The following is a 23,813-nucleotide window of genomic DNA, read 5'->3' as shown; positions in this document are numbered from 1 at the left end:
CCACTATTTTGGCGGGGACCGCCGCCACATTGGTAGAATCCCCGCATGTCGTCTCCCCGGTTTCTTGCCCCTCTTCTGGCGGCCGCCGCCGTCGTTGTTATGCCCGCGCTCGCGCAAAAGGTCTACACCGCGCAGGACTATACGCGCGCTGAGCGTTGGATGTCCTACAACGTCAACGGCCTGGTGCACCACACCATCAGCCGTCCGCAGTACCTGTCGGATGGTCGTGTCTTCTACCGCGACCCCGGCGCCGACGGCACGGCCTACATGATCGCCGACCCCGCCAAGACCACCACCGCGCCTGCCTTCGACAGCGCGAAGCTCGCCGCCGCGCTCACTGCGGCCTCCGGCAGGCAGGTTGAGGCGAAGCGCCTCGGCGTCAGCGCCTACTACCCTGAGTCCAACGGCGGCTTCGCCATCATCGCCCGCTCCGGCACCTTCCACTGCGCCGCCGCGGCCAGTAAATGTACTGAGGATAAGGCCGCAATGCAGGAGGCCCCACGGGGGCGCCGTCGCGCCGGAGAGACCAACCTCTCGCCCGACGGCAAGCTCGGCGCCTTCATTCGCGACAACAACCTCTGGGTCCGCGATATCGCCACCGGCAAGGAGCGCCCGCTTACCACCGACGGCGTCAAGGACTTCGGCTACGCGACCGACAACGCCGGCTGGACACACTCTGACAGCGCGGTCGTCACCTGGTCGCCCGACTCGAAGAAGATCGCCACGTTCCAGATGGACGAGCGCAAGACCGGCATGATGTACCTCGTGCCCGTCACCAACCGCCATCCGCACCTTGAGGCCTGGCACTACCCTCTCGTCGGCGACAAGGACGTCACGATGATCCAGCCTGTCATCCTCGATGTCGACTCCGCGAAGATGGTGCGCCTGAAGATCGCGCCGCTGGAGCACCGCAGCATGGAGTGCGACGACGTGAGCTGCAATGGCGACGGCCACTGGACCGATGTCGAGTTCTCGCCCGATGGCTCGCACCTCGCCTTCGTCTCCACCTCGCGCGACCACAAGGACGAGTGGGTGAAGGTCGCCGACACCGCCACCGGCGACGTTCGCGACGTCTACCACGAGCATGTCCCCACCTACTACGGCTGGCAGTCGAAGACCGACTGGAAGTATCTGCCGGCCTCCGACGAATTCCTCTGGGTCTCCGAGCGCAGCAACTACGCGCAGATCTATCTCTACGACCTGAAGACTGGCAAGCTGAAGAACCAGATCACGCATGGCGACGGCCCCATCAGCGACATCCTCAACGTCGATGAGAAGCACCGCGTCGTCTACTTCACCGCCGTCGGCCGCGAGAAGGGCGACGACCTCTACTTCGAGAACTACTACCGCGTCGACTTCGACGGCAAGAATGAGCAGCTTCTGACGCCCGAGCACGCCAACCACGTCATCACACCGTCGGACGACGGCAGCTCCTTCGTCGATGTCTACTCCACCATCGACACGCCGCAGACCGCTGTGCTGCGCGACAACACCGGCAAGGTGCTCGTCACGCTCGCTCATCAGGACATCTCGCAGCTTCTCGCCACTGGCTGGAAGCCGCCCACTCCTTTTACCGTCAAGGCGCGCGACGGCGTTACTCCGCTTGAAGGCATCATGTGGAAGCCGACGAACTTCGACCCCAATGTAAAGTACCCCATTGTCGATAACGTCTATCCCGGCCCGCAGGGAAGCCTCTGCGAGCTTTCGGGCCGCAGCTTTGCCGCGGCCAAGGGGGATGAGCAGGCGCTCGCCGACCTCGGCTTCGTTGTCGTCTGCATCGACGGCATGGGCAATCCCGGCCGCTCCAAGGAGTTCCACGATGCGCACTCCTCCACGCCGCAGGAGATGGGCGACGACACCATCCCCGACCAGGTTGCAGGCATCAAGGACCTCGCCGCGCGCTACTCCTGGATCGACGTCAACCGCGTCGGCATCTGGGGACACTCCGGCGGCGGCAACGCCACAGCGTCGGCCATGTTCCACTTCCCCGACTTCTTCAAAGTCGGCTGGTCCGAGAGCGGCAACCACGACAACCGCGACTACGAGGACGACTGGGACGAGCGCTGGGCAGGCCTTGAACACATAGATCCTAACGGCGAGGACAACTACGAAGCGCAGGCCAACCAGGGCTACGTCAAGGACCTCAAGGGCCACCTGATGCTGGTGCACGGCACCATGGACGACAACGTTCCGCCCAGCAACACGCTGCTCGTCGTTGAAGCGCTGATGAAGGCCAACAAGAACTTCGACATGATCATGGTCCCCAATGTCCATCATGGCTATGGCGCCATGGCGCCGTACATCATGCGCCGCCGCTGGGACTACTTCGTGAAGTACCTCGCCGGTGGCGTGCCGCCAACCGACTTCAAGATGGCCACGCCCGAAGAGGTGCAGCGCAAGATGGCTGCCAGCGGCCCCGATGACGAAGACGACGAGTAGCTGCGCATCAAAACCCTGCGCGAATCTGGCCGGATGTCAGGCCGGATTCGCGCAGCGCTTTTAAGCTCAACGCATCATGCCGCTTGGCGAGCCGCACGCCGGCCTCGTCGCGCATCAGCTCGCAGTGGTAGTACGCAGGCGTCGGCAGCCCCAGCGCGCGTTGCAGCAGTATCTGCCGCGCCGTCGACTTCAACAAGTCCGCGCCGCGTACTACTTCCGTGACCTCCATTGCAGCATCGTCGACCACGCACGCCAGCTGATAGCTCGGCAACCCATCTTTGCGCCAGATCAGGAAGTCACCGAAGTCGGCCTCCGCATCGCAACCGGCGAGGAAGCTCTGCGCTCCACAGTGGCCGTCTACGAACGCAATGCGCTCTCCGTCAGGCACATGCAGCCGATAACTGCTGCCCGCATCGAATGTTCGTTCAGTGTTGTTCTCACGGCAGCGCCCGTTGTAGACCGGTTCGTCCGTGTCCTCATGAGGGGCCTGCATGGCCGCCTGCAGGTCTTTGCGACTGCACACGCAGCGGTACGCCAACCCTGTCGTCACCAACTGCTCGGCAGCGTTGCGATAGATCGGCACACGCTGGCTTTGGCGCAACTCGTCGTCCCACTCGATGCCGAGCCAATGCAGGTCCTCGCGCATTGCCTCAGCAAACTCGGGCTTCGACCGCTGCGTGTCCAGATCCTCATCACGCAGCCACAGCCTGCCACCCGCAGCGCGAGCACGCTCAAACGCGCGCCAGAACGTTCGCGCATGCCCAAGGTGCAGCAGCCCTGTGGGCGAGGGCGCGAGACGGCCAACATAACTGTGTGCAGGCTGTGGCATCGGTGAGCGCAGGGATAAGAGGTTCCCCAATGTCGATAGGCCGATTCTATTTGCCCGCAGCCAGAGACCGGAAACTGAACAGGAAAATCCCGCGAGCAAAACAGGACAGTCCTACCCACGATGCGGGGCGTACCGGCATCATGCGTAGGGCTGTACGTGTCGACTTTGCTGGTGCTCCTGAGCGGGCCTCAATTACTTGATGCGGACCGTAGCGCCATCCAGAGTGTCGAGGGCCTGGAGGATGACCGATCCTGCCGCATGGTCGGGGCTGGCTGTCTCGGCGATGACCTTGTCACCTTCAACGAGCTTGACGTTTGCTTCCTTGCCGGGCTGCAGCGTCAGTTCCTGATCGCCGGCCTTCAGCGTCAGCGGCTGCTGTCCGTCATTGTGCAGCGTAACCTTCACGGTGTGGGGCTTGCCAAAGAAGGCGTGAACAGGTGTATGGATGCTGGTTGCGGGTGCGGCGAACGCGGCACCAGAGAAAGAGACTGCAAGTGCGAGAGTGGCGGCGGCAACACTGTGGAACTTCATAACACGACTCCTTGAAATGGCAGGAACTTCAAATTCCTGTATACGGTTGAGGCTTGCTCTGCCATGGTTCAGAGAAGCACGTTACACAACACCGTACGCACGCCTTGTTGCGTTGGTTCCGCGAATTGTGTGAAGAGGGGAAAAGAATTCGTCCGCATATTTGAGGCAAATTTCATCGCTCCTTGGCTAACGTTCCACAGGCCGCGCTGTCCAACAACGCCGTCCGTTTCGAGGCCGGATAGAATGAAGGTTGTGCCCGATCTTCTCGCCAACATGAATCCGCAACAGCGCGAGGGCATCGTCTCGGTCGATGGGCCCGTGCTGTTGCTCGCTGGTGCAGGCAGCGGTAAAACCCGCGTCATCACGCACCGCATCGCGTACCTGATTGAGGAGCGCGGCGTCTCGCCCGACAACATCCTCGCCGTTACCTTCACGAATAAGGCTGCTAAAGAGATGGGTGAGCGCGTGGAGAAGATCCTCGGCCACTCCACGCTTGCGCAGCCCACCATCGCCACCTTCCACAGCTTCTGCGTGCGCGTGCTGCGCCGCGACATCGAAGCCCTGCGTGTCGGCAACGTAGGTCTCACGCGCAGCTTCGCCATTTACGACGAGACCGATCAGCAGGCCGTCGTCAAAGCCGCGCTCAAGCGCCTTGGCATCGACGACAAGCAGCTCAAACCCCGCGTCGCTCTTGGCCGCATCAGCTGGGCCAAGAACCACATGATCGACCCGCAGGAGTACTTCCTCGCCTCCACGAACCCGCTGGAGGAGAAGATCGCGCACATCTTCGAGATCTACAAAAAGGAGCTCGCCAAGGCCAACGCGCTCGACTTCGACGACCTGCTGCTCGAAACTGTGCGTCTGCTCAAGAGCTCCGCCGAAGTGCGTGAGCGCTACAACCGCAAGTACAAGTACCTCCTCATCGACGAGTACCAGGACACCAACCGCCCGCAGTATGAGCTGATGAAGCTGCTCGGCAAGCACGGCAACGTCTGCGTCGTCGGCGATGAAGACCAGTCCATCTACAGCTGGCGCGGCGCGGACATCAAGAACATCCTTGAGTTCGAAAAAGACTTTCCCAACGCGAAGACCATTCGCCTCGAACAGAACTACCGCTCCACGCAGGTCATCCTCGAAGGCGCCAGCGCGGTCGTCGCGCAGAACGTGCAGCGCAAGGGCAAGAACCTCTGGACCTCGCGTGAGGGCGGCTCGCTCATCGGCTACTACGAGGCCCCCGATGGCGAGAATGAAGCACTCTTTATTGCGGATAGGATCGCGCAGTACATTCGCGAAGCCGGCTCCAGTGAGGACCTGCCGCGCTGCGCCGTGCTCTATCGCACCAACTCGCAGTCGCGGCTGGTGGAAGAGGCGCTGCGGCGTTATCAGATCCAGTACCACATGGTCGGCGGCTTCAGCTTCTACGACCGCGCCGAGGTGAAGGACATGCTCAGCTACCTCAAGCTGGTGCAAAATCCGCACGACTCCATCGCGTTGGGACGCGTGGTGAACTCACCGCCGCGCGGCATCGGCAAAACCACGATGGAGACGCTCGAGCGCATCGCCCTCACCACCGGCCTCAGCACGTGGGAGGCGATCGGCCGCGCGATGGAGGAAAAGCTGCTGCCCGCGCGCACGCTCGCAGCGCTTGAAAAATTCAAGCGGCTCATCGAAGACGCGCGTGCCATGCTCGGCCCAGCGTTCGCTGAGTCGCTCGCCGCGAGCACAGTCCCGGACAACGTCGTGGCCTTCCTCGCGCCTGCTGAGGAAGAGCCCGGATACATCGAGTCGCTCGCCGCTTCAGCCGACACCGAGGCCGAGAACACCACGTTCGACTTCGGCTTCGCCACCGACGACGAGCCCACGCCTGCCATGACCGGCAGCGACGATGGTGCCAACACAAGCTTCGATACCAGCTTCAACTTCGGCTTCGACTTCGGCCCCAGTGAAGAGATCAGCACCCTCGCGCCGGAGAACGCGGCAGCAGGCACCGCGAGCCTCAACCCCTTCGCTCCCGTGCCGCTCAAGCGCTCTGCCAGTGACGAGATCCGCGACCGCTTGAAGCGCATCGCAGCAGAAGAGGTGCGCAGCGAAACCAGCGAGCGCCCCGCCTTCCGCAAGCCCGGTGATGCCGCCACGCTGCCCGAGCTGATCAAGTTCCTCAACGACCGCTCCGGCTACATCCGTGCGCTTGAGGACGAAGCCACACCCGAGTCCTTCTCGCGCATCGAGAACCTGAAGGAACTCGCCAACGCCGCGCAGGATGCGACGTCTCGCGGGGAGACATTGGCAGAGTTTTTAGACCATGCCGCGCTCGTCTCCGACGCCGACCAGTACTCGGCGGAAGCGCGCGTCACGCTCATGACGCTGCACGCGGCCAAGGGCCTCGAATTTCCGCTCGTCTTCCTCGCCGGTATGGAAGAAGGCCTCTTCCCGCACTCGCGCACGCTGCAGGACCCGGAACAGATGGAGGAGGAGCGCCGCCTCTGCTACGTCGGCATGACGCGTGCGATGGACACGCTGGTGATGACCCGCGCGCGCTATCGCCGCCGCTACGGCAGCGACATGCCGGAGTCCTCCATCGCTTCGCGGTTTCTGGAAGAGGTGCCGTCGCGGCTGGTCGAGGACCTTTCGCCGAAGGGCTATGGGAGCGCCTACTCTACGCCGTACCCGCAGCGGCGCGGCGGCGGGGATGACTATGGTGGGGAACGCCACTACTCGTATGAAGACGAGAGCCAGGAGCCGGGCGGTGGTGGCGCCCGCAGCTACGCCTCGCAGCGTTATGGCAGCAAGCCTCGCAGCGGCAGCGGCCCGCTCGACAACACCGCAGCCTTCTTCGGCAAGGGCAGTTCAGGCTTCAAAGGCCGCCCAAAGCTGGATGTCGCCTCGCCCACCGGCAAGACCGGCCTGGGCAAGGGCATCCGCGTCCGCCACCCCAAATATGGCGAAGGCATCATCTTCGCCCGCGAAGGCGAAGGTGAAGATGCCAAGATTACAGTACAATTTAGTGGTCACGGCATGAAGAAGCTGGTCGAAAAGTTCGCCCAGCTGGAACGACTGTAGGAAGCCCGCGCGCTAGCAACAGCCACGCTTCTTTCCCTTCCAAAACACGCCGGCGAGATTCCGATTTAGAAAAAAGAGAGAAGACCTATGGCAAACACAAAGTCGATTACCGATAAGGATGAGCGCAAGAAGGTAAAGCGCGCAGCACGCAAGAAGGCCGCCCCCAAGGCCCCCGCACCGGCGCCCGCGGCGAGAACAAACAGAAGGTCAAGAAGGCTGCACGCGGCCAGTCCAAGCGATAGAAAGATAGCGAAGGCTTTAGCATCAACAGCGGGCAGGGCTTCGGCTCTGCCCGTTTCGTTGTCATCGCCCGAAACTTTGTGACACTGCCGTTTGCGCCAGATGAATCGCCGCTTACAATCAGGGAATCATCGTGCGACAAATCCACTGACGAGGACCGAGCGCCCTGCCTTCTCCAAGCCAGCCCCGACAAATCTTCGCCACCAAGTCCATCGACAAACTGATCTCCGACTCCGAGCGCCCCGAACACGCGCTCAAGAAGACGCTCGGCCCCATCTCGCTCACCGCGATGGGCGTCGGCATCGTCATCGGTTCGGGCATCTTCACTGTCATCGGCACGGCCATCGGCGGCAACCCGGCGCAGACGGTTAAAATCTCGGAGTCGCCGGTCATCGACCTCATCGTCGGCCTGCTGCACCACACCAGCGGAGCCGTCGCAGGCCGTCCCGGCGCGGGCCCAGTACTGGTTGTCTCGCTCGTCCTCGTCGCCATCGTCTGCGCGCTCACCGGCCTGTGTTATGCCGAGCTCGCCAGCATGATCCCCATCGCGGGTTCCGCCTACACCTACTCCTACGCCACCATGGGCGAGCTCGTCGCCTGGATCATCGGCTGGGACCTCATCCTGGAGTACGCCTTCGCCAACATGAGCGTCTCCGTCGGCTTCGCCGCGCACCTGGTCGACGCGCTCGACTGGTTCGGCCTGCGATTAAGCCCCAAGTGGCTCGCGCCCGCGTATCTGCCGCTCGGCCTGCAAGACCTCGCCGGTAAAGACATCTACGGCCCCGGCTGGCACCACGGCTTCGATATCCCCGCGTTCCTTATCGTCCTCTTTCTCACCGTGCTGCTTGTGCTCGGCATCCGCGAATCGTCGCGCACCAACAATGCAATGGTGCTCATCAAGATCGCCGCCATCCTCACCTTCGTCTTCTTCGGCATGAGCTTCATCCACCCACGCTACTACCATCCGTTCTCGCCCAACGGCTGGTCCGGCATCCTCGCCGGCGGGTCGATTATCTTTTTCACCTACATCGGGTTTGACGCCGTCTCCACAGCCAGCGAAGAGTGCAAGAAGCCGCAGCGCGACGTCCCCATCGGCATCATCGCCACGCTCATCGTCTGCACCATCCTGTACATCGGCGTGGCGGCCACGCTCACCGGCCTCGTCCCTTGGCAGTCGGTCGCCGGCGATGGCGCTCCCGTGGTCAACGCCCTCAAGCGCGTCGCGCTCGAACCCGGCGCGCACCGCCTGCACTGGGTGCGGCTGGCGGTATTGTTCGGCGCCATCCTCGGCATGATCTCCTCGATCCTTGTCGGCCAGTACGGCCAGGCGCGCATCTGGTTCGCCATGTCCCGCGACCGTCTGTTGCCGGACAAGTTCAGCGCCGTGCACAAGCGCTTCCGCACGCCATGGTTCGCCACTGTCGTCGCGGGCATCCTTGTGGCGATCCCGTCTGGCCTCTTCGACGTCGGCACCCTCGCCGAGATGTCCAACATCGGCACGCTCTTCGCCTTCGTGCTGGTCTCCATCGGCGTCCTTGTTCTGCGCGCCAAAGACCCCCATCGTCACCGCGGCTTCCGCGTCCCCTTCGGCCCGGTGGTTCCGGTACTCAGCATCGCCTTCTGCCTGCTGCTGATGGCCGGTCTCCCCGTCCGCACCTGGGAACGATTTTTCATCTGGCTCGTCATCGGCCTCGTCGTCTACTACTTCTACAGCCGCAAACGCAGCGAGTTCTATCAGGGGGAGTAGTGTTCGTCGCTACTACTTGAACATGCGCTCGTCGAAGTGGAACGGCTCTGTTGCGACGATGCTGGTTTTTTTGGCGTCGGGATGCAGCGGGTTGATTAGCACATTCCACTCACCGCGAACTGCCACGGATGGAACGAGGAGATGAAGCGACTGCTTTGAAGCGATCCAATCGTCACCGATCTGCTGGAGTTCTCGGTGACCTTCGCGCCGCCAGTCGGATGGAAGGCGGAGAAGCATGGCAGTTTTCTCCTCTTCCATGTACGTTGCATCGATGGGCAGATCTGCTGCCACCGATACCATATCGTCTGGTGCCTGGCTCTTGTTCAGGTGTACGAAGACCTCGACGACGGCCAGCGATAGGGAAAGTGAGGTATAGACCATCGAGGTTCCGGCGGAGTTCCACCGCCCACTAAAGAGGCGAGCGCCCTCACCGGAGAATGCCGTTGTGGCATGTCGCTCTCTTACGAGCCTCCACACGCGCATCAGCTATAGATTCCCCACTCAATGCGCCCCAGAACCGTCTCCACGGAGCGTGTGCCGGAATCGGTGTCAAGCAAGTCCAACGGGGCCTGGCCATCGAGGACCATGTTCGGTGATTGGAGCCAGCTTGAGGCTTTGGCTGGCGATCCCAGTGTGTCTGTCGCCATCGCAACGACGCGGGCAACGCGGACCACGCGGTCGCTCTCTTCAGCAGAGAGACGCTCGTCTTTAGCGAGACGGCGACTCAGTGTGCGGTCGGAGATGCCGATCACGCGTGCGAGGGTCCTGCGGTCTAACGCAAGCTCGCTAGCCAGCAGTGTAAGCGCGCCGACGGGAACGCCTTCGCGGGTAAGCTGGGTGAGCTCGCGGTCAGATTCGACCCTGCGCTTCAGGATCTTTCTGCCGCCGAGAACCGCCGTAATCGCTGCAACCGTCATACGCCAATTGTCCTCTTCATTTTGCCATTTGGCAAGACAGGAGCGCGTGGGCAATGCCACACCCTGAGAGACTACACTGGAACGATGGCACGGAAGACGCAACTGGACTCCATCGACGCCGAAGCCTGGCTCCGCGGGCTCCCTAAAGCCGAGCTGCATCTGCACCTCGAAGGCTCCATCACACCCGAAACTCTCGTTGAGCTCTCGCGCAAGAACGACCCCCAGCCGCTCACCCTCGAAGCCGCGAAGCAGGTCTACACCTACACCGACTTTCCCAGCTTCCTCATGAGCTTCAAGGCCGTCACCGAGCGCCTGCACACGCCCGACGACTACGAGACCATCACTTACAACATGCTCCGTGACCTCGCCGCGCAAGGCGTGCGCCACGCTGAAGCCTACATCTCCGTCGGCATCCTCTACTATTTCAAGCGGCTCGACGTCGACGCCGTGATGGCCGCTATCGAGCGTGGGCGCGAGCGCGGCGAGCGCGATTTCGGCATCTCTCTGCTCTGGATCATCGACGCCGTCCGCCACTTTGGGCTTGAGGAGTGCGCGCGCGTCTTCAAGAAGGCCGCCGAGTTGAAGCAGCAGTACCCCAGCGTCGTCGGCATCGGCATCGGCGGCGACGAGGCCCGCGGCCCCGCGCAGGACTTCCGCGAGCTCTACGCCGAGTGCAAAGCCAACGGCCTGCGCCTCACCTGCCACGCCGGCGAATCCACCGGCCCTCAGAGCGTCTGGGCCGCCGTCAACATTGGCGCAGAGCGCATCGGCCACGCACTTACCGCCGCGCAGGATGAGGACCTCATCGGCGTGCTCGCCGAGCGGCAGGTGCCGCTCGAACTCAACGTCACCAGTAACCTGCGCACCGGCTGTTGCGTGGCGCTCGCAGAGCACCCCGTCAAGCGCTACTTCGAAGAAGGCCTCATGATCACCATCAACTCCGACGACCCGCCGTTCTTCGGAGCCAACCTGCTCGATGAGTACCTGCTCGTACACAAGTTCTTCGAGTTCTCGCTCGAACAGATGCGCGAACTCGCGGCGAACTCCGTCGAAGCCAGCTTCCTCTCACCCGAGCGCAAGCTCGCGCTCCTCGGCGAAGTCGAGCGCTACGGCTACTAGCTTTACTTGCCCGGCGGCGCAGGCACCATCACTGCGCCGGGGTCTACCTTCGGGATGCCGAAGTGCCCGGACAAATGCACCAGATCCAGCGGCCGCAGCGAGCCGGTCACGTCGATCACCGACATCTGGTGCGGCGTGCGCAGCAGCACCACAACGCTGTCGATCTGCGTGCCGTTGTTGTGCAGCCACAGGTCGGCGAGCGTGCCGCGCGGCATCGCCGCATCGCGCGCGTCTACATGCTGCTCCACCAGGTGTTTGTAGCCCGCGGCGTTGTAGGCAGCGTTCAGCGCCGCCATGTTCTCGGGGATATAGAATGCCGGCTCGTGGTAGCGATAGTTCTCCACCGTAATGCTGTTCAGCGCATTGTCGGGGATGTTCATCAGCCCGTCCGCGGCGGCCAGCATATCGCGGTCGAAGGTAAACGCCGTGTGCGTCGCCTGCTGCGAGACCAGCCCCTGCAGCATCTCGTTCACACCGGGCGGCTGCTGCGCGGCCAGCGGCAGAGTCAATGCAAGAAGAGTGCAGGGAAGCAGCAGTTTCATCGGGGAGTCCTCGCTGGTCATTTAGAACGGTTCTCGGGCCGAAAAGTTGCGCCTTGCCACGGTCGGCACAACCAGCGAGCAAACAAAAACGGGCCGCAGCCAGCAGCCCGTTTCGCCTCTTCTACGCTCTTGTCTTTACTCCGGCGGCTTTGGCGCAAAGTACCCCTTCTTCGCGCGCACGGAGTACCGCGGGTCCAAGCATTGCAGATAAATCGTTCGGAAGCTGCCGTCCTGCTTGAAGTCCGCCGGGATGTACACCAACGAGTACTGGCTGCGCAGCTCGACCTCGATGTTGTGGAAGCCGATCGCGACATCGTCGATGCGCGTCGGATAGAACGCCTGCCCGCCTGTCGCGTCGGCGACCTGCTGCAGCACGTCGTCGCCCTTGTCGCGGCTTGGCCCGGTGTTGGTGCTGATCGTGTACACGATCGTCTCCGCGCGCTGGCACATCTTGATTGCGTCCGTCTCCGTCGCGCGCGAGTAGTCGTCGTCGCCGTCCGACACCAGCACCAGCGCCTTGCGCACGGAGATGTCCTGCTGCAGCGTCAGCATCTGGTCGCGGCACGTCTTGTACAGAGAATCGAACAGCGCCGTGCCGCCGCCCGGCCGCAGCCGCCGGATGCCTGTGTCCAGCAGGTCGATGCGGTTGGTAAAGTCCTGGCTCACGTCCGTCTGCACGTCGAAGCCCTCCACGAACGCGCGGTCCGCGGGGTGCAGCACCTGCAGCAGAAAGTCCGTTGCTGCCTGCTGCTCAAACTGGAATCGCTGCCGGATCGACGACGACGTGTCCATCATGATGCCGACGCGCAGCGGCAGGTTCGTCTGCTGCTTGAACTGCACCACGCGCTCCGGCGGACGCCCATCGTCCAGCAGGCCGAAGTTCTGCTGCTGCAGGCCGGTCACGAACGCGCCATGCTTGTCCGTCACGGTAAAAATCAGGTCGACTTCGCGCGAGTAGACCGTCAGTCCGGGCACGGCCTGCGGCGTCTGGTTCGTTGAGGGTTGCAGTGAAGGCGGGGCCGTCTGCTTCTGCGGTGTCTGGCCCAGGGCCTGGGACGCGGTGAGGGTGCCAAGCACGGCCAACAAGGCCAACCGCGCCGTAGTGCGAATCTTCATCCTCACATCCTACCAATTCGCGGGCATCACAGGTGCCCCGCGTAGGCTCAACCTCCGCTCGTGTCCCGACCGAAGCCACAAAGATCATCGGTCAAGACGCGCACGGTACAACGTGAGACGTGCAAAGCAATGGAAGTCGAACAGATACCACAACCTACAGCGTCCGTGGAGCCCCTTCAGATGCGGCTCCGTTTGATGCTCTTCGTGGGGTACCGCAGACACGATTGCAAATAGTGTGCACGCTATGCGGTCACAATGGCCTCTATTCTTCCTGTAGTTGCTTCAGAAAGCCGGTCAGATCCTCCGGCAGCTCCGCGCGCAGCGCCAGCGCCTCGCCCGTCCGCGGATGCTCAAACTCCAGCTCTGCCGCATGCAAAAAGTTCCGCTCCAGCTCCAGCGGCTCGCGCTTCACTGCCGACTTCAGCGGCTGGATCAAATGCGGCGCGCCATACAGAAAGTCGCCCACCACGGAGTGTCCAATCGCCTGCATATGTACGCGGATCTGGTGCGTCCGGCCTGTCTCGATGTGGACCTCCACCAGCGTGAACGGCCCATAGGGCGTCTCCAGCCGCTCCAGCACACGCCAGTTTGAAACAGCATTCCGTCCACCCGCCCGCTTGGTCGTCATGCGAGTCCGCCGCACCAGATCGCGCGCAATCGCCAGCCGCACTGTGCCTTCGTCCTCCGCGATGTGCCCATGCACCAGCGCCACATATACCTTCCGCAGCTCGCGCTCACTGAACATCTCGCTCAGCTTGCGGTGCGTCACATCGTTCTTCGCCACCACAATCAGCCCGCTCGTCTGCTTGTCCAGCCGATGCACGATCCCCGGCCGCAGGTCTCCGCCCACCTTCGACAGCTTGCCCAGATGGAACAGCAGCGCATTCACCAGCGTCCCACTATTGTGCTCCGCAGAGCCGGAACCCGCATGCACCATCATCCCTGCCGGCTTGTCGATCACGGCGAGATCATCGTCCTCATACACAATCGTCAGCGGAATGTCCTCTGCCGTCGCATTCATCGGCGCGGGCCGTGGGTCGCCCTCAATCTCTACGATCTCGCCGCCCTTCAGTTTGTAGCTCGATTTCGCCGTCTTGCCATCGAGCGTCACCTGCCCGTTGTCGATCAGCAGTGTCACCCGCGCCCGGCTTATCTCCGGCAGCGCCTTCGCCAGGTACGCATCTAGGCGCATCCCCTTCGCCACCTCGGCGACCGTCAGCGTTCGCACGCCCTCTTCATCGGCGTCCAGGTCCTCCAGCACCGGCACCTCAGGCCGCTCCTCTGCCAACTGCGCGTAGGGGTTCGCATAGCGCGGCGGTGCATGGGTCTCCGCCGCTACCTTCGAGCCTGACGCGCCCTTGGTCGTGAACCAGTTGTTGGTCGCGATGCGCTCTTCCATCGTCAGCTCGGGTTCCATAAAATCCGCCGTCGCCAGCAACTCGGTCTCCGCCTCGTGCAGAGCCTCGTCGAAGTTGTCGGCCTCGGCGGCCTTGCGTTCGGCTTCCTTCTCCTGCGCCAGCGTCCGCTGCGCCCGATACTCGGCCTTCACGCTGCGTCGCCGCTGGCCCTTCGGCAACATATTCTTACTGGGCATCTACACGTGCTCCTTCACATTCGTCTCGTCCATCTCGATCGCAAAACTCGCAGCCCGCGCTCGTGCAGGCAACAGCATCATCAACATCGCACAGCCCGCTGCAATACATCCCAACGCCACCCACTGCCCCGGATCGAGCCATGCGCCGCCCTGCGTATCCGTCGGCTGCGCCAGCATGTCCAGCACAAAGAAACTCAGGCCGCCAAACAGCAGCCCGCGCGCGGCCACCAGCCCCATCGGATGCCGCTGCCGCAGCACACGCAGCGCATCCAGCCCAATCAGCAGCGCCGCCAGCAGCAGGTAAATCTGCACCGGCTGCACGCGCCCAAAGATCGTGTCGCCCGGCGTATGCACGCCCCACGGCAGCGAGGTCGGCATGCCCGCATCGGTGCCCTCCACAAAATGCGCCAGCGCCAGCACCGCACCCAGCACCATCGCTGGCGCAGTCCACGCATCCAGCGTAGCCCGCAGCGGCAGCTTCACCACCCGCAGGTACACCAGCACCGCCACCGCCGTCAGCCCCACGCCGCCATAGGTCAGCGAAGGCAAGCTCAACACCAGCAGCGGATAGTGCAGAAACGCATTCGGATCGCCCGCCACCAGCACGGCCCGCGAGCTAACAAACGCCGCCAATACCGCGAACACGCCGGCGTCCCATAGCTTCTGCGCGGCCACACCTGCCCAGCGAGCGGCGTACTGGCTCAACCAGATCGCGGCAATCAGCCCGGCCGCGGCGATAAATCCAAACACCGACACGCGGATGTGTCCAACGCGGACCACCCCAGGCACCAGTGCGAATGTAAGAGCAGAGAGCATTCCTCTTTGAGGATACGCTTTGAAGAGAAGAGGACCGACCGGCTGAAGTTATAAGAAGACCGACCCACTTGGCCGTGCCGTGAGGCGCAGGTGAACCCGCTAATAAGCGGTGGGCCCTAGCCGTGGCTCTTTAGGCTTTCCGGACTGGCGGACATAGCACACCGAGCCATTTATACGAGCCAGGACCCTGTTCAAAGAGTATTGGTTCAACCTGCGGTATTCACGCCACCTGCTTCGCAGGCCGGTCGTCTGAGTTGGATGCTAACGGGAACCTCGCTTGAGTGCAACTTGACGAAGGCCGCTAAAACAATTTACGTGCCTTTTCTGGACGCAACCTGCATACTCGTCCTCAAACCCTGTTGGGAGAGAGCGATGAAACTGAGCACGCTTTGCCTGCTGTTGTTTCCACTTCTTGTATCCCCTGTCGTCGCCGCGCAGGACAGCACCGCCGCGCCGCAAGTGGCCTCACCTGCTCCAGACATCACCACAACCGTGCGCGCCGTTGTGCTCGACGTCGTCGTGACGGACACCTCTGGCAAGCCCGTGCATGGGCTGACAAAATCCGATTTCATTCTTACTGAAGACGGCGTGCCGCAACAGGTTCAGAGCTTTCGTGAGCGCACGCCGCCTCCCACTGCGGCGGCCCCACTGCCGAAGTATCCGCCCAACTACTTCACGGACTACGTTCCCGCCGGTGGCAGCGATTCATGGACGGTGGTCCTGATCGATGCAGCGAACAACCCGCCACTGGTGCAGGAGTATGTCCGTCAACAGCTCGTGAGTCTGATGAAGACGCTGCCGCCGGGCAATCAGATCGCCATCTTTGAACTCAACGATGGTGTCCATCTTGTGCAGGGGTTCACCGCCGATCCGGAGGTACTTCTGAAGGCGTTGGAGAGCAAACGCGCGGACCCGAGTGTTGCTGCGATCTCGGCGCGCCAACGTGGCTGGGTGCCGCAAAAAATTCGGCAGGACGATCTCGTGGACGGCCTGCGATCCATGGGCCGCTATCTTGCCGGTTTTCCCGGTCGCAAAAATCTCATCTGGTTCAGCGGTTCCATCCCTCGATCGTTTTGGGGCGGCGGCCTCGGCAGCCCGTTTCCCGACACCGAAGACTTCATCTCCGAGATCTCCGACACCACCGACGCGCTCTCCTTGAACAAGGTGGCCGTCTATCCCATCGACGCGCGCGGCCTGGAGACTGACCCGGGCTTCAGCGCTGCCAACAGCCGCGGGCCCACCATGGCACAGCACAACGCATTTGTGAACAGCCGGTTCTACGATCACGCCGACATCGACGAGATCGCCGCAAGGACAGGCGGCAAAGCTTTCTACAACACGAACGGCCTGAAGCAGGCCGTTGCCGAGGTGATCGACAGCAGCGCCAACTACTACACGCTCGCGTACACGCCCAGCAACAAAAACTGGGACGGCAAACACCGCACCATCAAGATCGAGTTATCACGGTCGGGTCTGCAGCTTGAGTACCGCCACGGCTACTTTGCGCGTAATGAGACCGCCCGGCAGAAGCAGCGCGTCGCCCAGCAGAAGAATGCTGCAGCAAAAGCTTCCATGACGCAGACAGAGTCTTCCTATGAGCCCGTAACGATCACGGCAGGTCCGCGCGGTAGCTTCAGTACTTCCATGGCGCTCGGCGCCATTCCGCCAACGGAGGTGCTCTTCTCCATCAGCGTTACACCCGGCGCAGGCACGCAAAAGCTAGAGAAGGATACCCCTCGTCCTCCCGGCAATTTTCTCAGCGAGGAAGCACAGAAAAAACCTTATCGAAACTACGCCGTCCTCTATCGAGTCGACGCGCACACCTTGCAATTATCGACTACGCCTGAGGGGTTGAAGCATGGCGAGCTGCAGTTCGTCACCATTGTCTACGACGAGAAAGGCGAGAAGGTAAACTCCATCTCCACGACCAGCAAGTTCGATGTGCCGTCGGCATCGCTGGGCCTGTTGATGAAGGGAGGCGCCAGCATTAGACAGACCATCGCCGTGCCCGCCAAGGGCAGCTACTTCTTCCGCTTCGGCGTGCATGACATCATCGCCGACCACAGTGGCGTTCGCGAAGTTCCTGTCGATAACGTGCAAATGGGAGTGGTTGGTCCAATGCAGAAGCCTGTCCCGTAAGGTCGTCGGCTTCTCAGCCAGCTTTGCGGCTGTCCAGCACTTCGTCCAGCATGTCCATCAGCGAGCCTGTGCGCGACTGCACATTCGCATGCACCGAAGACGTCGCATGGTTCATCGTCGCCGCCAGCCGGTCGTGCCGTGCCTGCGTCGAGAGCATCTCGTCGGCGATGTTCAGCGCCGCCAGCACCGCCACGCGCAGCGAATCCACCGTCGCCCCATGCGCGGAGATAGCCCGCATCCGCGCATCCACCAGCGCCGCCAGCCGCTGAATATACATCGGGTCCGTACCCGAGAGCTGATACACCTGGTCGTAGATCTCCACCACCACCGCGCCAGCGTCCCGCGCCGCCAACTCTGCACGCGACTGCTCCGCCGCTGTCATCGGCAGGCTTGCCTGCGGTGTCTCGGTCTGTTGTTTCTTTGCCAATGCTGCTCCTGCTCTGTCCTGCTTTTTACTTGGATGCGTCCTGCGTGGTTCCGTAAGCCAGGCCCTTGTTGACTACCTGTTGACTACAGAAGTTCGTCCAGCGTCGCCAGCATCTTCTCCACACGCTGTCGTGTCGCATCGCGCTCACGATGCAGCCCTTCCAGCTCCTGCTGGCTCGCCGCGCCGCTCGCGGTCAACTGCTCGCGCAGCGTCGCAATCTGTTCGTCCTTCGCCGCCACTGCCGCGCCCAGCTCGTCGAGCTTCGCATGTGTTTCAGCGATGAGGGCCTCTGCGGCGGTCACCTCCGCTCGCGCAGCCACGGCCTCAGCCTCAAACGCCGCTCGCGAAGCACGCTCCATCTTGATCAGTTCGACGGTCTGCAGCACTCGCTGCTCGAGCGCCTGAAACTCATCGATCGACACGGTAGGAACGGCCGTTGGGTTCTCTGGGGTCACGGTAGCTGCAGACATCGGGGCCGACTCCTCGGGAAAGTGGTGCAAAGCGGAAGAACTCAATCGTTCAAATCAACGTTGGAAATCTCCATTCGAGATTTCACATTTGAGCGAAGTATATCGAGCTATGCAGCGGATAATCTGTTGAGAACGGCAGGGGGTATCTAGGTGAATCCCCCTGGGCGTGGAGGCGACGGAGTCATGGCGAAGATTGCAATCGTGTATCACAGCATGAACGGGCACACCAGGAAGGTGGCCGAAGCGGTGGAGCGCGGCGCAAAGCAGGCGAGCGACGATGTAGAGCTGATCGCGGTCGAGGACCTGGAGCAGGATGCTCCCGCATGGGCGGTACTGGACGAGGCGGACGCGATCATCTTCGGTTCCCCGACGTACATGGGCAGCATGTCGTCTGCCTTCAAAGCGTTTGCGGAGGCCTCGGCAGGACGCTGGTTCCATCGCACGTGGCAGGATAAGCTGGCGGCGGGCTTTACGACCTCGGGATCGATGTCCGGCGACAAGCTGAACACGCTGGTGGGGCTGGTCGTGCTGGCGTCGCAGCATGGAATGATCTGGGTTTCGCTGGGACTGTTGCCGCCAAATGTGTATGACGAGCATGGCCCGAAGGCAGATGACATCAACCGCTCGGGCGCGTTTATAGGGGCGATGGCATCCAGCTTCAGCGTCGCGCCGGAGGTATCGCCTTCGGTTGGCGACGTGAAGACGGCAGAGTACCTCGGCGAGCGGGTAGCAACGATCGCCAGGAAGCACTTCGGGAAATAGGCGGAGATATCCGTGGCGCTATGCGCGCTGCACGCCACCCAGCCCCGTCAGCGCCACCACAATCCGCGCCGAGCTCCCCGTCAAATCTTCCTCCGCCAGCGTCCGCTCCGTCGACTGGAACACCACCCGCGTCAGCAGCGAATAGCTCCCCGCCGCGATAGCTTTGCCTTTCGCATCCCGGAAGATCTCCACCGGCGCCACGCTCTGTAACTCGGCAACCCCCAGCCCACGCACCGCGGCCTCAATCGCCTCCCACCGTACGCTGTCCGGAAACACAAACGAGAAGTCGCGCTCCACCGCCTGGTATCGTGAGATCTCCTGCGACACCGGTTGCCTTAGCGCGCGCTCCAGCAGCGCCGCCGCATTCACCTCGGCCATCGCCACTGTCTGCCGCAACTTCCGCTTCTGCGCCTCCGCTGCTGCCAGCTCGCCGAACACCGCCACCGGCGCGCCATCCAGCAGCACCCGAGCGCCGCGCCCAGCCGCGACCCACGCCGGTAGCTCCTGCGCATCCAGAGTCACCACGCCCGCAAACTTCGCCAGCACAGCCTCCAGCGTGCCCTTCAGCTCATAAAACAGCGCGTCCTCCGCCTTGTACAGTGCGGTCGCGCGCGCATCGCCAGTAAGTCCCAGCGACAGCCCCACATGCTCGTTCACCTTCGCCGTCGAGCCCGTAAAGACCGTCCCCATCTCAAACAACCGCACAGTCGTCACATCGCGATGCAGGTTATGCGCCAGCATCGTCGCCATTCCCGGCGTCAGCGCCGGCCGCAGCATCCCCGCCTCAGCACTCAGCGGATTCCCCAGCGCCACCGCGGGCGCACTCGCAAACGCAGCCGCTTCTTCCGCTGCGCAGAACGTGCTCGAGATCGCCTCGCTATACCCCAGCGCCCGCAGCGTCGTCCGAATCGCACTCTCCGCCGCCGCCTGCGGCAGCTCCACGACCGTGCCTGTAAACGTCGGCAGCGTATTTGCAAACTTGTTGTAGCCATACACGCGCGCGACCTCTTCAATCAGGTCGATCTCGCGCTCCAGGTCTAGCCGCCAGCTCGGCAGCTTCACCGCATACGCACCCTTCGCGGTCTCCGTCAGCGAGCAGCCAAGCGCCGTCAGATACCGCGCCACAATCTCTTCACGGATGCCCGCACCATCGGCAGTCGTCCCCAGATGCCGCTGCACCTCGCTCACGCGCAGCGCAATCGGCGCACGGTCAGCGGTCTTCGCCGCCAGCGCAGGAATGACCACATCCGTCATCGGCCCCGCAACCTCGCCGCCCGCCTGCTCCACCACCAGCCGAGTCACCAGATTGTTTGCCAGCGGAGCCGCCGCAAAGTCCGCGCCACGCTCAAACCGGTGGCTCGCATCCGTATGCAGCCCATGCCGCCGCGAGCTCGCACGAATCGCCGCCGGATCGAACCACGCGGCCTCCACCAGAATGTTCTTCGTCGCCTCCGTCACACGCGACTCCCACCCGCCCATTACGCCCGCCAGCGCCAGCGCCTTCTTCTCATCGGCCACCACAAGATCGTCAGCCACCAGCACCTTATCGCTGCCATCCAGCAGCCGCAGCCGCTCCCCGGCCTTCGCACGACGCACCACAATCGCGCCCTCCAGCGTATCCAGGTCGAACACATGCGTCGGCTGCCCCATCGCGAGCCAGCCAAAGTTCGTCACATCCACCGGCCCACTGATCGGTTTCTGCCCCAGTGCTCTGAAGTATTCGGCAATCTTGCCCGTCGAAGCCTTCACCGCCACGCCACGAACCACGCGCGCCGTAAACCGCCCGCAAAGGTCCTGCGCCTCAATCCGCACCGGATACGCCGCGCCCTCAACATTCGCCGCCACGGCCGCGGTCTCCGCAATCGGCTTCAGCGCCACGTTATAGATCGCCGCCACCTCACGCGCCACGCCATAGTGGTTCATCGCATCCACGCGGTTCGTGGTGATGTCCATCTCATACCGAGTCCCCCCGCCCTCCAGCGGAAACGTCCCTTCCACGGCGATACCGCGCAGGGTCAGGTCTTCAGCAAGTTGAGCATCGGTCACATCGAGCGCGGGCAGGTACGAGCGCAGCCAGGGGGTCAGAATATCCATTGCGGGCGGTGGGGCTTTCCTTTACGAGCGGTAGAGCTTGTCCCCTCTATTGTCTCAAACGAGAGCGATAGCCTGCCCGATGCTTCCACGAAACTCGCTTCCACTAAACTGAAGGACAGCATGTACACCGTTGCCGCCTTCTATCGCTTTCTCGCCTTGGCCGACCCGCAGGGCCTGCGCGACGAGCTGCACCGCACCTTTGCCCTCACCGACCTCCGCGGCACCACCCTGCTCGCGCCCGAGGGCGTCAACGGCACCATGGCGGGCTCCGAAGAAATGATCGACCGCTTCCTCGCTCTACTCAACGAGCGCGTCGGCCTCCAGCGCGCCGAAGTCAAGTTCTCAACGGCCGAAAAGCCGCCTTTCCGCCGCCTCAAGTTCAAACGCAAGCGCGAGATCATCACCTTCCGCGCCGAGGACCCCGTCGACCCAACCCGCCCCGGCACCTACGTCGACCCCACCGACTGGAACGCCCTCGTCGCCGACCCCAGCGTCCTCCTCCTCGACACCCGCAACACCTACGAGACCGAGATCGGCACCTTCGCCGGGGCGGTCACACCGCCGCTCGACAAGTTCTCCGACTTCGCCGGCTGGGTTACCGAGCACCTCGACCCGTCCCAGCATACGAAGGTCGCCATGTTCTGCACCGGCGGTATCCGTTGCGAAAAGGCCTCGGCCTACATGCTGCAACTCGGCTTCCCGGAGGTCTATCACCTGCGCGGCGGCATCCTGCGCTACCTCGAACAAACCCCACCAGCAAACAGCCGCTGGAACGGTGACTGCTACATCTTCGATGAGCGCATAGCCGTCAACCACTCCAACCTGCGGTCCGAAGAGCAAACGGATAAATAGCGTTTTCAACGAGTCTGCTCGTCCGAAGTCTTGTGGTCGGGGGCCCTGTCCCAAAGAGTAAAGGTGACGACAGAGATAAAGGCGATCAGGAGGAAGTAAACGAAATGCCGATCCTCGCGGCTTCGTTCAGAAAAGTCCTCAAGCGCGTTCGTTTCACGGTATCGGGAGTCGTAGTAGACCTCTACAGTTTGGCCGAACCCAACTTCCCTCGCTGCTTTGCTGACACCCAAGTGCTGCGCGTCACCCACTAGAAATCTGTAGTGACAGTAGTTATCTGCTCCCCGCCCACGCAGTTCACACTGAAAAACAGTTCCGAAGCTCGTCTGCTGCCTGCTTGCTGCATCATTCTCCGTTTCGGCTCGTACAGAAAAGAAGACAATGCCGACTAGTGAAAACACGATGAACGCCCACAATGAACGGCGGGACTTCCATCACCAGAAAGTCGGGCAAAATCCTATGGGAAAAGTTCACGGCTCATTATAGGAAGATTCGCCATATTACAAAACTTTCCTAATATCCAGAATCTTCCTATACATCCCCTATTTCGCCGCGAACTGGCTCCCCGGCAAAATCTTCGGCCGCACCGGAGCATCCGCAATCGCGTCTACCAGCCGGTAGAAGAACGTATCGAACGTCCGCGCTGCGTCAAAGTCCATCGGTTGCGTCACATCATCCTGCGGACGGTGGTAGCGCACCTCATACCACTCGCGGTAGCGTCTCTCGGCATCGGTCCCCGGGTCGTAGCCAAAGATGAAGCTGATCGCCGGCACATGCGCCTCCAGAAACGGAACCTGGTCCGCGCGAAACAGCAGGTGCCGCTCCGGTTCGCGGTCCGGACGAATCTCTATGTGCATCGGCGCGGCCACGGCCTTTGCCGTCTCACCCAATGTCGTGTCCGTCAGCGCCTCGGCGGTCAAAATGTGCAGCGGAAACAGCGGCCGCAGTTGGTCCAGGTTCACATCCGCCGCCACCTGCGCCAGCGGCACCGTCGGGTGCCCCACAAACCACCGCGATCCCAACAGCCCCTTCTCCTCGCCTGTAAATGCGCACAGCAGCAGGCTCCGCTTCGGCGCGGGCAGCCTGCCCGCCTTTATGTCGTCCGCCATCTGGATCAGCAGCGCCACATACGCCGCATCATCCAGAGTGCCGTTGTACAGGTTGTCGCCCTTCACCGGCGTGCCAAACCCATACCCATCCAGGTGCGCCGCAGCCACTACATACTCGTCCTTCAGCTTGGGATCGCTCCCCGGCAGCACCGCCAGCACATTCGGGCTGCTGATCTCCTTCTGGCTTGTGTGGATGTGAGCGCTGAACACGCCCGGAATCTCAAAGCTCGGCAGCGGCTGCTTGCTCCCGCCCGTCTTCAGGATCGCCGCCGCATCCTGCTTGCTCCCTGCCAGTAGCCGCGTAAACGCGTCCGCGCTGATCCGCATTGCAGGCAGCGTTGGCCCTGCTGGCCGCTCTTTCCCGGTCACCAGCGTCACGCTGCGCGCATAGGCAAACGGCCACCGCGGCGGCTCAATGGAAAAGTATGGATCATCCACGTTGATGATCGCCACGGCATGTCCCGCCCGCGCATTCGCCGTCCGCTCGCCGCCGCTGGGCAGCCCTTCGCGCTGCGTCCCAAAGCACACCACCACCTTGCCAGCGATGTCGGCCATCGCCTCCTTGCCACAGTACCCTCGGAAGGTCATCGGCCCCTCGAAGCTCGCCGGCAACGCCGCGCTCGCCCCAATCGTGATCTGCTGCAGAAACTCCAGCTCAAACCCGCTGTTCGGCCCCTGCACGGCAAAGCTCGTGCCCGCCGGAGTCACGTCCACCTGGTGCATCTTCACCGTCTGGAAGTAGCTGCCATTCTCCCCCGCTGGCTGCAGCCCCGCCGCCTTGAACCGCGCGGCCACCATGTCCGCCGCCCGCTGGTAGGCAGCCGTCCCGGTATCGCGCCCCTCCATGCTGTCGTCGGAGAGCGCCTCGGTCGTATGCCACCACGCCAGAGTGTCCGGGTCGTGGATCTCCTTATCGCGCGGATGTTGCGCGACGGCAGAAAGCGAAAAAGCAAACAGCAGGGCAGCGGTAGAAAGGGAATGATTTCGCATGGGATTGCCCCGATGCTAACAAA

The 23,813-nt window shown here is 62.6% G+C and carries 19 protein-coding genes and 1 other RNA gene; 7 read left to right on the top strand and 13 right to left on the bottom strand.

What is annotated here, in order from left to right; genetic code table 11:
* The first annotated feature begins 45 nt into the window (after window positions 1-45).
* The gene (locus GOB94_RS08420) at window positions 46-2,439 is read left to right on the top strand and encodes a DPP IV N-terminal domain-containing protein (RefSeq protein WP_182275517.1); all 2,394 of its coding nucleotides are present in this window, start codon (window positions 46-48) and stop codon (window positions 2,437-2,439) included.
* A 7-nt stretch (window positions 2,440-2,446) separates the two neighbouring features.
* Here GOB94_RS08420 and gluQRS read toward each other — a convergent pair whose 3' ends face one another.
* The gene (gluQRS, locus tag GOB94_RS08415) at window positions 2,447-3,268 is read right to left on the bottom strand and encodes a tRNA glutamyl-Q(34) synthetase GluQRS (protein WP_182275516.1); all 822 of its coding nucleotides are present in this window, start codon (window positions 3,266-3,268) and stop codon (window positions 2,447-2,449) included.
* A 192-nt stretch (window positions 3,269-3,460) separates the two neighbouring features.
* Window positions 3,461-3,799 carry a hypothetical protein gene (locus tag GOB94_RS08410; protein ID WP_182275515.1) on the bottom strand — a complete coding sequence of 113 codons (339 nt, stop codon included), beginning with the start codon at window positions 3,797-3,799 and terminating at the stop codon, window positions 3,461-3,463.
* A gap of 273 nt (window positions 3,800-4,072) precedes the next feature.
* On the opposite strand from GOB94_RS08410, the gene GOB94_RS08405 reads away from it, so the two are divergent.
* Both GOB94_RS08405 and GOB94_RS08400 read left to right on the top strand, forming a co-directional pair.
* Window positions 4,073-6,859: a UvrD-helicase domain-containing protein gene (locus GOB94_RS08405; RefSeq protein WP_182278531.1), complete on the top strand. Its 2,787-nt coding sequence runs from the start codon at window positions 4,073-4,075 to the stop codon at window positions 6,857-6,859.
* Window positions 6,860-7,388: 529 nt separating this feature from the next.
* Window positions 7,389-8,846, top strand: a complete 1,458-nt coding sequence (locus GOB94_RS08400) for an amino acid permease (protein ID WP_255483751.1) — start codon at window positions 7,389-7,391, stop codon at window positions 8,844-8,846.
* 12 nt (window positions 8,847-8,858) lie between these two features.
* On the opposite strand, the gene GOB94_RS08395 is transcribed toward GOB94_RS08400, so the two are convergent.
* Entirely contained in the window at window positions 8,859-9,329 is a 471-nt protein-coding gene (locus GOB94_RS08395) for an RES family NAD+ phosphorylase (protein WP_182275514.1), read from the bottom strand.
* A complete protein-coding gene (locus GOB94_RS08390) occupies window positions 9,329-9,763 on the bottom strand; it encodes an antitoxin Xre/MbcA/ParS toxin-binding domain-containing protein (protein ID WP_182275513.1) in 435 nt (144 codons plus the stop codon). The genes GOB94_RS08395 and GOB94_RS08390 overlap by 1 nt, the downstream gene beginning before the upstream one ends.
* 84 nt (window positions 9,764-9,847) lie before the next feature.
* On the opposite strand from GOB94_RS08390, the gene add reads away from it, so the two are divergent.
* Window positions 9,848-10,882 carry an adenosine deaminase gene (gene add, locus GOB94_RS08385; protein WP_182275512.1) on the top strand — a complete coding sequence of 345 codons (1,035 nt, stop codon included), beginning with the start codon at window positions 9,848-9,850 and terminating at the stop codon, window positions 10,880-10,882.
* Between the two features lie 2 nt (window positions 10,883-10,884).
* Here the strand turns inward: add and GOB94_RS08380 are convergent, their stop codons facing one another.
* The 5 genes from GOB94_RS08380 to ssrS all read right to left on the bottom strand — a co-directional run bounded on the left by GOB94_RS08380 (window position 10,885) and on the right by ssrS (window position 15,196).
* Complete coding sequence (locus GOB94_RS08380; protein WP_182275511.1) at window positions 10,885-11,424, bottom strand: hypothetical protein; 540 nt, start codon at window positions 11,422-11,424, stop codon at window positions 10,885-10,887.
* 135 nt (window positions 11,425-11,559) lie between these two features.
* Window positions 11,560-12,540: a VWA domain-containing protein gene (locus GOB94_RS08375; protein ID WP_182275510.1), complete on the bottom strand. Its 981-nt coding sequence runs from the start codon at window positions 12,538-12,540 to the stop codon at window positions 11,560-11,562.
* 262 nt (window positions 12,541-12,802) lie between these two features.
* The gene (locus GOB94_RS08370; protein WP_182275509.1) at window positions 12,803-14,134 is read right to left on the bottom strand and encodes an RluA family pseudouridine synthase; all 1,332 of its coding nucleotides are present in this window, start codon (window positions 14,132-14,134) and stop codon (window positions 12,803-12,805) included.
* Complete coding sequence (locus GOB94_RS08365; RefSeq protein WP_182275508.1) at window positions 14,135-14,950, bottom strand: prolipoprotein diacylglyceryl transferase family protein; 816 nt, start codon at window positions 14,948-14,950, stop codon at window positions 14,135-14,137.
* A 57-nt stretch (window positions 14,951-15,007) separates the two neighbouring features.
* Window positions 15,008-15,196: non-coding RNA, 6S RNA (gene ssrS / locus GOB94_RS08360), on the bottom strand.
* A gap of 126 nt (window positions 15,197-15,322) precedes the next feature.
* Between ssrS and GOB94_RS08355 the strand changes: the two genes are divergently transcribed.
* Complete coding sequence (locus tag GOB94_RS08355) at window positions 15,323-17,089, top strand: VWA domain-containing protein (protein ID WP_182275507.1); 1,767 nt, start codon at window positions 15,323-15,325, stop codon at window positions 17,087-17,089.
* Window positions 17,090-17,102: 13 nt separating this feature from the next.
* On the opposite strand, the gene GOB94_RS08350 is transcribed toward GOB94_RS08355, so the two are convergent.
* A complete protein-coding gene (locus GOB94_RS08350) occupies window positions 17,103-17,516 on the bottom strand; it encodes a cell division protein ZapA (protein ID WP_346265613.1) in 414 nt (137 codons plus the stop codon).
* An 83-nt stretch (window positions 17,517-17,599) separates the two neighbouring features.
* Complete coding sequence (locus tag GOB94_RS08345; RefSeq protein WP_182275506.1) at window positions 17,600-17,986, bottom strand: hypothetical protein; 387 nt, start codon at window positions 17,984-17,986, stop codon at window positions 17,600-17,602.
* Window positions 17,987-18,169: 183 nt separating this feature from the next.
* Here GOB94_RS08345 and GOB94_RS08340 point away from each other — a divergent pair, with 183 nt between their 5' ends.
* Window positions 18,170-18,748, top strand: a complete 579-nt coding sequence (locus GOB94_RS08340) for a flavodoxin family protein (RefSeq protein ID WP_182275505.1) — start codon at window positions 18,170-18,172, stop codon at window positions 18,746-18,748.
* Window positions 18,749-18,766: 18 nt separating this feature from the next.
* Here the strand turns inward: GOB94_RS08340 and pheT are convergent, their stop codons facing one another.
* Entirely contained in the window at window positions 18,767-20,842 is a 2,076-nt protein-coding gene (gene pheT / locus GOB94_RS08335) for a phenylalanine--tRNA ligase subunit beta (RefSeq protein ID WP_182275504.1), read from the bottom strand.
* A 120-nt stretch (window positions 20,843-20,962) separates the two neighbouring features.
* On the opposite strand from pheT, the gene GOB94_RS08330 reads away from it, so the two are divergent.
* Window positions 20,963-21,694: a rhodanese-like domain-containing protein gene (locus GOB94_RS08330; protein WP_182275503.1), complete on the top strand. Its 732-nt coding sequence runs from the start codon at window positions 20,963-20,965 to the stop codon at window positions 21,692-21,694.
* 539 nt (window positions 21,695-22,233) lie between these two features.
* Here the strand turns inward: GOB94_RS08330 and GOB94_RS08325 are convergent.
* Complete coding sequence (locus tag GOB94_RS08325; protein WP_182275502.1) at window positions 22,234-23,790, bottom strand: M28 family peptidase; 1,557 nt, start codon at window positions 23,788-23,790, stop codon at window positions 22,234-22,236.
* Window positions 23,791-23,813: the final 23 nt, after the last annotated feature.

This window comes from Granulicella sp. 5B5, assembly GCF_014083945.1.
GTDB lineage: Bacteria > Acidobacteriota > Terriglobia > Terriglobales > Acidobacteriaceae > Granulicella.
The sequence above is the reverse complement of the archived record's forward strand: the minus strand, read 5'-3'. Positions and strand labels throughout refer to the sequence as shown.

What these genes read in the sequence shown, in the direction of transcription:
- GOB94_RS08390 (WP_182275513.1), bottom strand. Translation starts at nt 9,763, where the DNA reads ATGACGGTTGCAGCGATTACGGCGGTTCTCGGCGGCAGAAAGATCCTG.
- GOB94_RS08375 (WP_182275510.1), bottom strand. Translation starts at nt 12,540, where the DNA reads ATGAAGATTCGCACTACGGCGCGGTTGGCCTTGTTGGCCGTGCTTGGC.
- GOB94_RS08340 (WP_182275505.1), top strand. Translation starts at nt 18,170, where the DNA reads ATGGCGAAGATTGCAATCGTGTATCACAGCATGAACGGGCACACCAGG.
- GOB94_RS08380 (WP_182275511.1), bottom strand. Translation starts at nt 11,424, where the DNA reads ATGAAACTGCTGCTTCCCTGCACTCTTCTTGCATTGACTCTGCCGCTG.
- GOB94_RS08400 (WP_255483751.1), top strand. Translation starts at nt 7,389, where the DNA reads ATGGGCGTCGGCATCGTCATCGGTTCGGGCATCTTCACTGTCATCGGC.
- GOB94_RS08370 (WP_182275509.1), bottom strand. Translation starts at nt 14,134, where the DNA reads ATGCCCAGTAAGAATATGTTGCCGAAGGGCCAGCGGCGACGCAGCGTG.
- GOB94_RS08330 (WP_182275503.1), top strand. Translation starts at nt 20,963, where the DNA reads ATGTACACCGTTGCCGCCTTCTATCGCTTTCTCGCCTTGGCCGACCCG.
- gluQRS (WP_182275516.1), bottom strand. Translation starts at nt 3,268, where the DNA reads ATGCCACAGCCTGCACACAGTTATGTTGGCCGTCTCGCGCCCTCGCCC.
- GOB94_RS08355 (WP_182275507.1), top strand. Translation starts at nt 15,323, where the DNA reads ATGAAACTGAGCACGCTTTGCCTGCTGTTGTTTCCACTTCTTGTATCC.
- add (WP_182275512.1), top strand. Translation starts at nt 9,848, where the DNA reads ATGGCACGGAAGACGCAACTGGACTCCATCGACGCCGAAGCCTGGCTC.
- GOB94_RS08345 (WP_182275506.1), bottom strand. Translation starts at nt 17,986, where the DNA reads ATGTCTGCAGCTACCGTGACCCCAGAGAACCCAACGGCCGTTCCTACC.
- pheT (WP_182275504.1), bottom strand. Translation starts at nt 20,842, where the DNA reads ATGGATATTCTGACCCCCTGGCTGCGCTCGTACCTGCCCGCGCTCGAT.
- GOB94_RS08325 (WP_182275502.1), bottom strand. Translation starts at nt 23,790, where the DNA reads ATGCGAAATCATTCCCTTTCTACCGCTGCCCTGCTGTTTGCTTTTTCG.
- GOB94_RS08420 (WP_182275517.1), top strand. Translation starts at nt 46, where the DNA reads ATGTCGTCTCCCCGGTTTCTTGCCCCTCTTCTGGCGGCCGCCGCCGTC.
- GOB94_RS08405 (WP_182278531.1), top strand. Translation starts at nt 4,073, where the DNA reads ATGAATCCGCAACAGCGCGAGGGCATCGTCTCGGTCGATGGGCCCGTG.
- GOB94_RS08395 (WP_182275514.1), bottom strand. Translation starts at nt 9,329, where the DNA reads ATGCGCGTGTGGAGGCTCGTAAGAGAGCGACATGCCACAACGGCATTC.
- GOB94_RS08365 (WP_182275508.1), bottom strand. Translation starts at nt 14,950, where the DNA reads ATGCTCTCTGCTCTTACATTCGCACTGGTGCCTGGGGTGGTCCGCGTT.
- GOB94_RS08410 (WP_182275515.1), bottom strand. Translation starts at nt 3,799, where the DNA reads ATGAAGTTCCACAGTGTTGCCGCCGCCACTCTCGCACTTGCAGTCTCT.